Source organism: Microbacterium sp. (assembly GCF_051953575.1).
In the GTDB taxonomy this organism is placed as follows: domain Bacteria; phylum Actinomycetota; class Actinomycetes; order Actinomycetales; family Microbacteriaceae; genus Microbacterium.
On record NZ_JBQCIP010000192.1, the window covers coordinates 1 to 9,831 of the forward strand.

General features: G+C 70.9%; 8 protein-coding genes. 6 read left to right on the forward strand and 2 right to left on the reverse strand.

What is annotated here, in order from left to right; translation table 11 throughout:
- From ACTHNQ_RS11815 to ndk, 4 genes are all read left to right on the forward strand, one after another.
- Positions 1-2,727 (forward strand): isoleucine--tRNA ligase (locus ACTHNQ_RS11815; RefSeq protein WP_440333618.1); only part of this gene is annotated, 2,727 nt, incomplete at its 5' end.
- Positions 2,724-4,085: a bifunctional folylpolyglutamate synthase/dihydrofolate synthase gene (locus ACTHNQ_RS11820; protein WP_440333619.1), complete on the forward strand. Its 1,362-nt coding sequence runs from the start codon at positions 2,724-2,726 to the stop codon at positions 4,083-4,085. The genes ACTHNQ_RS11815 and ACTHNQ_RS11820, both read left to right, overlap by 4 nt.
- On the forward strand, positions 4,082-4,495 hold the full coding sequence (locus ACTHNQ_RS11825; protein ID WP_440333621.1) for a DUF4233 domain-containing protein: 414 nt from the start codon (positions 4,082-4,084) through the stop codon (positions 4,493-4,495). Before ACTHNQ_RS11820 ends, ACTHNQ_RS11825 begins: the two co-directional genes overlap by 4 nt.
- A gap of 39 nt (positions 4,496-4,534) precedes the next feature.
- Positions 4,535-4,948, forward strand: a complete 414-nt coding sequence (gene ndk, locus ACTHNQ_RS11830) for a nucleoside-diphosphate kinase (protein WP_440333623.1) — start codon at positions 4,535-4,537, stop codon at positions 4,946-4,948.
- Between the two features lie 78 nt (positions 4,949-5,026).
- Here ndk and ACTHNQ_RS11835 read toward each other — a convergent pair whose 3' ends face one another.
- A complete protein-coding gene (locus tag ACTHNQ_RS11835; protein ID WP_440333625.1) occupies positions 5,027-5,635 on the reverse strand; it encodes a vitamin K epoxide reductase family protein in 609 nt (202 codons plus the stop codon).
- Positions 5,636-5,951: 316 nt separating this feature from the next.
- Here ACTHNQ_RS11835 and ACTHNQ_RS11840 point away from each other — a divergent pair, with 316 nt between their 5' ends.
- Together ACTHNQ_RS11840 and ACTHNQ_RS11845 are read left to right on the forward strand one after the other, a co-directional pair.
- The gene (locus ACTHNQ_RS11840; protein ID WP_440333627.1) at positions 5,952-8,360 is read left to right on the forward strand and encodes an Rne/Rng family ribonuclease; all 2,409 of its coding nucleotides are present in this window, start codon (positions 5,952-5,954) and stop codon (positions 8,358-8,360) included.
- A gap of 115 nt (positions 8,361-8,475) precedes the next feature.
- Entirely contained in the window at positions 8,476-9,519 is a 1,044-nt protein-coding gene (locus ACTHNQ_RS11845; protein WP_440333629.1) for a glycosyltransferase, read from the forward strand.
- A 7-nt stretch (positions 9,520-9,526) separates the two neighbouring features.
- On the opposite strand, the gene ACTHNQ_RS11850 is transcribed toward ACTHNQ_RS11845, so the two are convergent.
- On the reverse strand, positions 9,527-9,793 hold the full coding sequence (locus tag ACTHNQ_RS11850) for a DUF4031 domain-containing protein (protein WP_440333630.1): 267 nt from the start codon (positions 9,791-9,793) through the stop codon (positions 9,527-9,529).
- Positions 9,794-9,831: the final 38 nt, after the last annotated feature.

The following is a 9,831-nucleotide window of genomic DNA, read 5'->3' on the forward strand; positions in this document are numbered from 1 at the left end:
GACGTCTACAAGATGCGTCAGGACCCGTCGGTGACCATCACCTTCCCGCTGGTCGGCGCCAAGGCCGAGTCGCTCGGCCTGACCGGCGTGCGCGCCCTGGCCTGGACGACGACGCCCTGGACGCTGCCCCCCAACCTGGCGCTCGCCGTCGGGCCCGACATCCGCTACGTCGTGGTGCCCGGCGGCCCGAACGGCGCGGCCGACGTGCACCGCGACGACGAGCGCGCCGAGGCCGAGTCGCACCGCTACCTGCTGGCGGAGGAGCTGCTCGCCGGCTACGCCAAGGACCTCGGCTACGAGTCGGCAGAGGCCGCCCGCGAGGCGGTCGAGCGCACGCTCCTCGGCGCCGAACTCGAGGACGTCTCGTACGACCGCCTGTTCGACTACTACGCGGACGCGTCGATCTGGAACACCGGGAGCGCCTGGCGCATCCTCGTGGACGACTACGTCACCACCGGGGACGGCACCGGCATCGTGCACCAGGCCCCGGCGTTCGGTGAGGACGACCAGCGCGTGACCGAGGCCGCAGGCATCCCGCTCATCATGAGCCTCGACGACGGCGGCCGCTTCCTGCCGCAGGTCACCGATGTCGCCGGCGAGCTGTGGATGGACGCCAACCGCCCCCTGATCCGGCTGCTCAAGCAGGAGGGGCGTCTGCTGCGCGAGGCGAGCTACGAGCACTCGTATCCGCACTGCTGGCGGTGCCGCAACCCCCTCATCTACCGCGCGGTGTCGAGCTGGTTCGTGCGCGTCACCGACATCAAGGACCGCATGATCGCCGGTAACGAGCAGATCACGTGGGTGCCCGAGAACGTCAAGCACGGCCAGTTCGGCAAGTGGCTCGAGGGCGCGCGCGACTGGTCGATCAGCCGCAACCGCTACTGGGGTTCGCCGATCCCGGTGTGGAAGAGCGATGACCCGGAGCACCCGCGCGTCGACGTGTACGGGTCGCTGGAGGAGCTCGAGCGCGACTTCGGACGCCTGCCGCGCAACGCCGAGGGCGAGGTCGACCTGCACCGGCCCTACATCGACGACCTGACTCGCCCGAACCCCGACGACCCGAGCGGCCGCTCGACGATGCGACGCATCGAGGACGTGTTCGACGTGTGGTTCGACTCCGGCTCGATGCCGTACGCGCAGGTGCACTACCCGTTCGAGAACCAGCAGTGGTTCGACGAGCACTCCCCGGCCGACTTCATCGTCGAGTACATCGGGCAGACGCGCGGCTGGTTCTACGTCATGCACGTCCTGTCGACGGCGCTGTTCGACCGGCCCGCCTTCACGGGCGTGTCGTGCCACGGCATCGTGCTGGGCAGCGACGGGCTCAAGATGTCGAAGTCGCTGCGCAACTACCCGGACGTGAGCGAGGTGTTCGACCGCGACGGGTCCGACGCGATGCGCTGGTTCCTGATGTCGAGCTCGGTGCTGCGCGGCGGCAACCTCATCGTGACCGAAGAGGGGATCCGCGCCGGCGTGCGCGAGTTCCTGCTGCCGCTGTGGAACGCGTGGTACTTCTTCGCCACGTACGCCAATGCGGCCGGAGGCGCCGGCGGCGAGGGATACCAGGCGTCGTGGCGCACGGACTCCACCGACGTGCTCGACCGGTACATCCTGGCGCTCACCGGCGATCTCGTCGGCGACGTCGCGGCGGACCTGGAGGTGCTCGACTCGACGCTCGCCGCGGCGAAGCTGCGCGAGTTCACCGAGGCCCTGACCAACTGGTACATCCGCCGCTCGCGCGACCGGTTCTGGGTGGGCGTCTCGGACGACCCCCGCAGTCGTGAGGCGTTCGACACGCTGTACACCGTGCTCGAGACGCTGACGCGGGTCGCGGCGCCACTCATCCCGCTCGTGGCCGAGAAGGTCTGGCAGGGGCTCACCGGCGGCCGGAGCGTGCACCTGCAGGACTGGCCCGACGCGTCGCAGTTCCCCGAGGCCGCCGACATCCGCACCGCCATGGACGCGGTGCGGGAGGTGTCGAGCGTCGCGAACGCGCTGCGCAAGAAGGAGGGACGCCGCGTGAGGCTCCCGCTGCCGCGGCTCACCGTCGCTGTTCCGGATGCCGCGGCCCTGGCCCAGTTCGACGGCATCCTGCGCGACGAGCTCAACGTCAAGTCGGTGGAGCTCATCGAGCTCGCCGACGACCTCTCGGCGCGCTACGGCATCAGCAAGCGCCTGAGCGTGAACGCGCGCGCTGCGGGACCCCGTCTCGGCAAGCAGGTGCAGCACGTCATCGCCGGCGCCAAGTCGGGGGTGTGGGAGGAGCGCGACGGCGTCGTCATCGTCGACGGCGTCGCACTGCAGGAGGGCGAGTACGACCTCACGCTCGAAGCGGGCGGCGTCGACGAGGGCACGGCGATCGCGCTGCTCGCGGGCGCCGGCTTCGTGCTGCTGGACACCGCCACCACGCCCGAGCTGGAGGCCGAAGGTCTCGCGCGCGACATCATCCGCGCCGTGCAGGACACCCGCAAGGCCGCCGGATTCGACGTGAGCGACCGCATCCGCCTGACGCTGGTCTTCGACGATTCCGAGGACGCCGCTGCGGTGCAGTCCGCATTCGACGTCGCCGACGTCGCCGGTGAGACGCTGGCGGTCGAGCACGCGGTGCTGATCGCGCCCGACGCGCTCGTCGACAGCCACGACCACCAGGCCACCTTCCCCACGGGGACCTTCGCCAACCGCGGAGAGTTCACGGTGGCCGTCACCAAGGCGGAGGCATCGGCATGACCGACGAACGCGACCGGCGGCGGGCCGACGCCGTCTACGAGTCCCTTCTGCAGCGGCAGGGGGAGCGGTGGGTGCAGCCGCGCGTCGAGCGCACCCGTCGGGTGCTCGAGCTGCTCGACGACCCGCAGCGCACCTACCGCGTGGTGCACGTCACCGGCACGAACGGCAAGACCTCGACCAGTCGCATGATCGAGAGTCTCGTCCGCGCGCACGGGCTGCGCACCGGCCTGTTCACGAGCCCGCACCTCGAGCGCTTCACGGAGCGCATCATGGTCGACGGCGAGCCGATCGACGACGCCGCGATCGCCGACGCGTGGGACGAGATCGCCCCGTTCGTCGAGATCGTGGATGCCGAGCTCGAGGCCGCGGACGACGCGCCCCTGACGTTCTTCGAGCTGCTGACGGTGCTGGCGTTCGTCGCCTTCGCCGATGCGCCGATCGACGTCCTGGTGCTCGAGGTGGGCATGGGCGGCTCGTGGGACTCGACGAACACGGCCGACGGGGACGTCGCGGTGTTCGCACCCATCGACCTGGACCACGCCGACCGCCTGGGCGACACGATCGCCGAGATCGCCACCGTGAAGGCGGGCATCATCAAGGACGGCGCCGCCGTCGTCTCGGCACGTCAGGATGCCGCGGCCGAGCGCGTCCTGCGGGATGCCGCCGCAGCGCACGGGGCGACGATCGCGTTCGAGGGGGCGGAGTTCGCTCTCGCGCAGCAGCGCCTCGCCGTCGGCGGTCAGCAGATCACCGTGCGCGGCCTCGCCGCGACGTACGAGGACGAGTACCTGCCCCTGTACGGAGCCCACCAGGGCTTCAACGCGGCTCTCGCGATCGCAGCAGTCGAGTCGCTCGTCGGGGGCGGCGCCCAGCCGATCGCCGGCGACGTGCTGGCCGACGGACTGGGAGCGGTGACCTCGCCCGGGCGCCTGCAGCTGGTGGGCGCCGCGCCGACGGTGCTGGTGGATGCCGCGCACAACCCGCACGGCGCGCGCGCTCTCGTGACCGCGCTGCGGGAGTCGTTCGACTTCGACGAATGGGGTGTCGTGCTGGGCGTGCTGTCCGACAAGGATGCCGCCGGCATCGTCGACGCCCTCGCCCCGGTCGCCGCCCACGTGTTCGCGACGGCTCCCGACTCGGAGCGGGCGGAGGACGCCGATGCGATCGCCGACCTCGCCGAGGCGCACGACCTGCGTGTGTCGGTGCACCGCGATCTCTCGGACGCCGCGGATGCGGCACGCGAGTGGGCGGCCGCATCCGATCGACGTGCCGTCGTCATCGCCGGCTCCGTCGTGCTCGCCGGTGAGGCGCTCGCCCTGTCGGCAGCCGAGGACTGGAAAGCCGGGTGGAGCCGTTGAGCGCCGCAGAGTCAGCGGAGACCGAACGGCGGCCGCGGGTCCGCCGGGCGCGGGGCGCCGAGGAGTCGCTGGCGACGATCGTGCTCGGCTTCGAGTCGATCATCGCGTTCCTCGGAGGGCTGGTCGTGTTCGGGCTGAAGGCGCTGCCGGACGGGATCGAACCGTGGTGGGGGATCGTCGCGGGCAGCGCGGTCGCCCTGCTGATGATCGCGACCACGCGGTTCACCCGCTACCGCTGGGGCATCGTGGTGGGATGGGCGCTGCAGGTCGTCGTGCTGCTCGGCGCCTTCCTGGTGCCGGCGCTCGCGATCGTCGCCGTCATTTTCGGGGTGATGTACGGGTATGCCACCATCAAGGGGGCCGCTCTCGACCGGCGCAACGCCCGGATCCTCGACGAGTCCGCCGAGTAGCCCGCCCCTCGAAGAAGTCTGATCCGAACGGAGACTCCCATGGCCACCGAAGAGACCCTCGTCCTCGTCAAGCCCGATGGCGTCGCCCGCGGCCTCACCGGCGCGATCCTCGCCCGCATCGAGGCGAAGGGGTACGCGCTCGTCGACATCCGCCTGGTCGAGCCGGACCGCGAGACCCTCGAGCGGCACTACGCCGAGCACGAGGGCAAGCCGTTCTACGAGCCGCTGCTCGAGTTCATGATGTCGGGGCCGTCGGTCGCGATCCGTCTCGCCGGCAACCGCGTGATCGAGGGCTTCCGCTCGCTCGCGGGCACGACCGACCCGACCACCGCCGCGCCCGGCACGATCCGCGGCGACTTCGGTCGTGACTGGGGACAGAAGGTGCAGCAGAACCTGGTGCACGGCTCCGACAGCCCCGAGTCCGCCGCGCGCGAGCTCGAGATCTGGTTCTGATCCCGGCATACGGTTCCCGGCACGAAGAAGGGGCGCACTCGCAGGAGTGCGCCCCTTCTTCGTGCGGCCGGGATGCCGTCAGAAGAGCGTCCCGAGGATGTTCAGCTGCAGCTGGGCGGCGCCGAAGATGATGACGTAGCCGACGATCACGATGAGGGGCACCCATCCGGCGATCGCATCGCCGAACCTCTGGAGCGCGCCGCCGGCCAGCCCCGCGCGGAGATTGCGCACCGTCACCGCGAGGAACATCGGGATCGTGACGAGGTACACCAGCGAGCACCAGGGGCACAGTGTGCCGATGTCGAAGATGCTCTGGAACGCCAGCCAGTACACGAACGAGATCGCGAAAAGCAGGCCGGCGTTGAAGATCCACCAGAACCAGGCTGCGAACCGGGCGCCGGCCAGCAGCGCGAAGCCCACGACCACCGGAGCGGGGAACATCATGAGCCCGAGGACCGGGTTGGGGAAGCCGAACACGCTGCCCTGCCACGACTCGATGTTCTTGCCGCAGTTGACGACCCCGTTCAGATTGCAGGTCAGGGCGGCATCAGGGTTCTTCAGCAGGTTGATGTCGTCCATCGTGAGTGCGAACGATGCGAGCAGGCCCAGCAGTCCACCGACGATCAGCGCGATCGCGAGCGCGTAGGGGAGGCGCGCCTCCGGGCGCTCGACGGGGGTTTCAGCCATGCTCGGATTATGGCATCGACGCCTGCGCAGACCCCGATCGTGGCGCCGTGTGAAATGCGCGGCGCGGCGCGAATGGGCAATCTGCCGGGGGAAGTGCGATAATGGGGGTCGATGACAAGCGGCCGCGCCGCGACGATCATCACCAGAAGACTTCAGGGCGACGAATGCCCTTGGCAGCGCGAGCTCCGCCTAGTGCCGGACCTCCGCTGCAGACCGAGTGAGTTCGCGGCACCGCCCCGTCCAGAGGGCATGGGCGGCGCCGCACGAGATTTCGCCGGGCGACGCGCGGTGTCGCCCCGCTAGGAGTACGCCAGTGATGGCCGATGGAACCGATGCAGAATTCACCCCTCAGACCGATTCGGACGCGCCGCTAGCCGCGGACGCCGCGTCGCAGGTGCCCGCCGAGGCGGCGCCGGCCGACGACTCGGCCGCCGAGACGGCTCCCCAGGAGGGTGCGGTGGATGCCGCCCCCGAGGTCGACGCCCCGGCCGAGGCCGAGGGCGGCGTGGCTGAGGCCGCCGTGGCTGAGGCCGAGGCCCCCGCGGCTGAGGCCCAGACCGTTGAGCCCGAGACCGCTGAGCCCGAGACCGCTGAGCCCGAGGCCACGGAAGCCGCTGCCGAGCCCGAGCCGGCGCCCGAGCCCGAGACCCCGGCGGAGCCCGCCGGTCCCGCGACGGCCGCCAGCCTGGGCCTGCTGCCCGAGGTCTTCGTGTCCGCGGTGTCGACGGATCTGCACTTCTACGCGCCGGAGTTCACCGTGCTGCCCGCGCGTCCGGGTCGCGAGCCGCAGCCCGAGGCGGAGACGGCGTCGACCAGCACGTCGCGTCGCCGCAACCGCCGCCGCGGCGGCGAGGGCCGGGACGAGGCATCCGCTCCCTCCGAGCCGTCGCAGCCCCGCCAGCGCGCGGTCGAGCTCATCACCGAGCCGCAGCGCATCAAGGGCTCCACGCGCCTCGAGGCAAAGAAGCAGCGTCGGCGCGACGGTCGTGAGGCCGGTCGCCGCCGTGCCGTCGTGACCGAGGCGGAGTTCCTCGCCCGCCGCGAGGCCGTCGACCGCGACATGATCGTGCGCTCGCGCAACGGCCGCATCCAGATCGCGGTGCTCGAAGACAACGTGCTGGTCGAGCACTACGTCGCCCGCAACCAGGACGCCTCGCTCATCGGCAACGTGTACCTCGGCCGGGTGCAGAACGTCCTGCCCAGCATGGAGGCCGCGTTCGTCGACATCGGCCGCGGCCGCAACGCGGTGCTGTACTCGGGCGAGGTGGACTGGGATGCCGTCGAGACGGGCAACCAGCCGCGTCGCATCGAGCTCGCCCTCAAGACCGGCGACCGCGTGCTCGTCCAGGTCACCAAGGACCCCGTGGGTCACAAGGGCGCCCGCCTGACCAGCCAGATCTCGCTCCCGGGCCGCTACCTCGTGTACGTGCCGGGCGGCAACATGAACGGCATCTCGCGCAAGCTTCCCGACACCGAGCGCGCGCGCCTGAAGAAGATCCTCAAGGAGGTGCTCCCCGAGTCGTCGGGCGTGATCGTGCGCACCGCCGCCGAGGGCGCCACCGAGGACCAGCTGACGCGCGACGTGCAGCGCCTCACCAACCAGTGGGAGCACATCTCGAAGCAGATCGAGACGATCCAGGCGCCGGCGCTGCTGCACTCCGAGCCCGACCTGCTCGTCAAGATCGTCCGGGACGTCTTCAACGAGGACTTCTCGAAGATGCTCATCCAGGGCGAGGACGCGCACCACACGATCACCAAGTACCTCGAGTCTGTCGCGCCCGACCTGCTGGAGCGCGTCGAGCGCTTCGAGGGCGACCACGACCCGTTCGACGAGTTCCGCGTCACGGAGCAGATCGAGAAGGCGCTCGACCGCAAGGTCTGGCTGCCCTCGGGCGGTTCGCTCGTCATCGATCGCACCGAGGCCATGACGGTCGTCGACGTGAACACCGGCAAGTTCGTCGGCTCGGGCGGCAACCTCGAAGAGACGGTCACCAAGAACAACCTCGAGGCGGCTGAAGAGATCGTCCGGCAGCTGCGCCTGCGCGACATCGGCGGCATCATCGTCGTCGACTTCATCGACATGGTGCTCGAGTCCAACCGAGACCTCGTGCTGCGCCGCCTGGTGGAGTGCCTGAGCCGGGACCGGACGAAGCACCAGGTCGCCGAGGTGACGTCGCTCGGACTCGTGCAGATGACCCGCAAGAAGCTCGGTCTCGGACTGCTCGAGACCTTCAGCGAGCCCTGCGAGGTCTGCGCGGGCCGTGGTCTCATCGTGCACCACGACCCCGTGGTCAAGCACCGCGCACCCGGCGCCGGCGCTGCGCCTTCGGGCGGCGGCCGTCGTCCGCGCGGCGGCGCCAACCAGGCTCCGGCGTCGTCGAACGGCTCGACCGGCACCCATGTCATCACCGAGGGCATGAAGTCGGCTCTCGCTCAGATCGCGGCATCCACCATCCACCACGCGGACGAGGCGGCGCCGGCCGCCGCGGTCGCGGAGGACGTGCCTGTCGAGCGGCCGAAGAAGCAGCGCAAGAAGCGCTCCGAGACGGCGGCCAAGCAGCCCCCGGCGAAGAAGGAGCCGAAGACCGAGAAGGACATGCTCCTGGACTCGGTGCTCAACGCGCTCCCCGAGCCGAAGGCGCCCGGACAGGGCCGCTCGCGCCGCCGCGTGACCACCGCTGCCCTCACCGGTACGCCGGTCCCTCACACGCCCGCCGAGGACTGATCCGCGTCACACACTGTCGCCTCGGGTCCTCCGGTCGCTAATCTGGGCCGCGGGGACCTGGGGAGGCGCCATGGCGCGCTTTGTGTTCGTGACATGGGACGGGGGCGGCAATCGCATGCCCACCATCGCGATCGCGCGCGCCCTGCAGCGGCGCGGCCATGACGTGCTGGTGCTCGGCCACGACTCTCAGGCCGAGGCGTACCACACAGCCGGGCTGGCCTTCACGGCGTACGCCAGCCGGCCCGGATTCGTGCTTACGGCCGGTCCGCGGGGGCTGCTGCGCCTCGTCTTCGACGACCGCATCGCGGACGACACGGTCTCGCTGCTCGTCGAGCACCCGGCCGACGTCGTCGTGGTCGACTGTCTGCTCGTGGGAGTGCTCGACACCCTCGACCGGATGGGACGCCGCTACGCGGTCCTGGAGCACACGCTCCACGGCTTCCTGGTGAACGGGATGCGGGCACTCGGCGCGATCGGCTGGGTGCGAGGGGTGCGGGTCGGCACCGCCCGGTCGCACGCGACGCCGATCGTGGTGGCATCCGTCCCCGACCTCGCAGCGCCCTTCTCGCCGCCGGCGCCACTGTCGGCCCATCCCGGCGCCGTCGTGTACGCAGGGGCGATGACGGCAGCCGTGGCCGCGCGCCCGACGGAGCCCACCGTCGTGATGAGTCTCAGCACCTTCCGATTCCCCGACCTCGTCGCCACGTGGCAGCGGGTCCTCGACGCCGCCGACGCACTCGACGCCCGCGTCGTCGCGACCCTCGGGCCCGCGGTGTCGGTCGCCGAGCTGCGCGTCCCGCGCTCGGTCGAGGTACGCGAATGGATGCCGCACCACGAGCTCTTCCCGTCCGCCTCGGTGCTCGTCGGCCATGGCGGTCACGGCACGACGCTCGCCGCCCTCGCTCACGGGGTACCGGTGCTGACGCTGCCGCTCGACGGGACCTCGGACCAGCCCCGGGTGGGGCGCGCGGTGGCGCAGGCGGGCGTCGGAAGGACGATGTCGCGCCGGTCCGATCCGGCGGCCATCCGGGCGGCCATCGTCGCGCTGCTCGCCGACACCGTGGTGCACGACCGGGCTCAGCGGCTGGGGGAGGCCGTGCGCGCCTTCGACGGTCCTGCGCGGGCCGCCGACGTGCTGGAGATGTCGGCGGTCATCTGAGGCCGTGTCAGCGGCGGTCGCGACCCCGCACGCGCAGCCCCGAGGCGATGAGCCGGCGCACGAGCTCGTGGCCGTCGACGTGCACGGCCCCGGCCGCGACGAGCCTGGCGTGCGCCTCGTCGGGCACGTCGTAGTGGTCCAGATCGAACCCGCGCCGGGGGATGCCGTTCGCCTCCGCGAAGGCGTGCAGCTCCGCCAGCGACTCGTCGCTCACGAGGTGCGCCCACAGTCGGCCGTGCGCCGGCCACCGCGGGTCGTCGATCAGGATGGTCACGTCCAGATACTATTCATCAGTCGCTACGACACGAGGTC

Bases quoted from the DNA above. Each gene is read 5' to 3' on its own strand.
- ACTHNQ_RS11845 (WP_440333629.1), top strand. From the start codon at position 8,476: ATGCCCACCATCGCGATCGCGCGCGCCCTGCAGCGGCGCGGCCATGAC.
- ndk (WP_440333623.1), top strand. From the start codon at position 4,535: ATGGCCACCGAAGAGACCCTCGTCCTCGTCAAGCCCGATGGCGTCGCC.
- ACTHNQ_RS11835 (WP_440333625.1), bottom strand. From the start codon at position 5,635: ATGGCTGAAACCCCCGTCGAGCGCCCGGAGGCGCGCCTCCCCTACGCG.
- ACTHNQ_RS11820 (WP_440333619.1), top strand. From the start codon at position 2,724: ATGACCGACGAACGCGACCGGCGGCGGGCCGACGCCGTCTACGAGTCC.
- ACTHNQ_RS11840 (WP_440333627.1), top strand. From the start codon at position 5,952: ATGGCCGATGGAACCGATGCAGAATTCACCCCTCAGACCGATTCGGAC.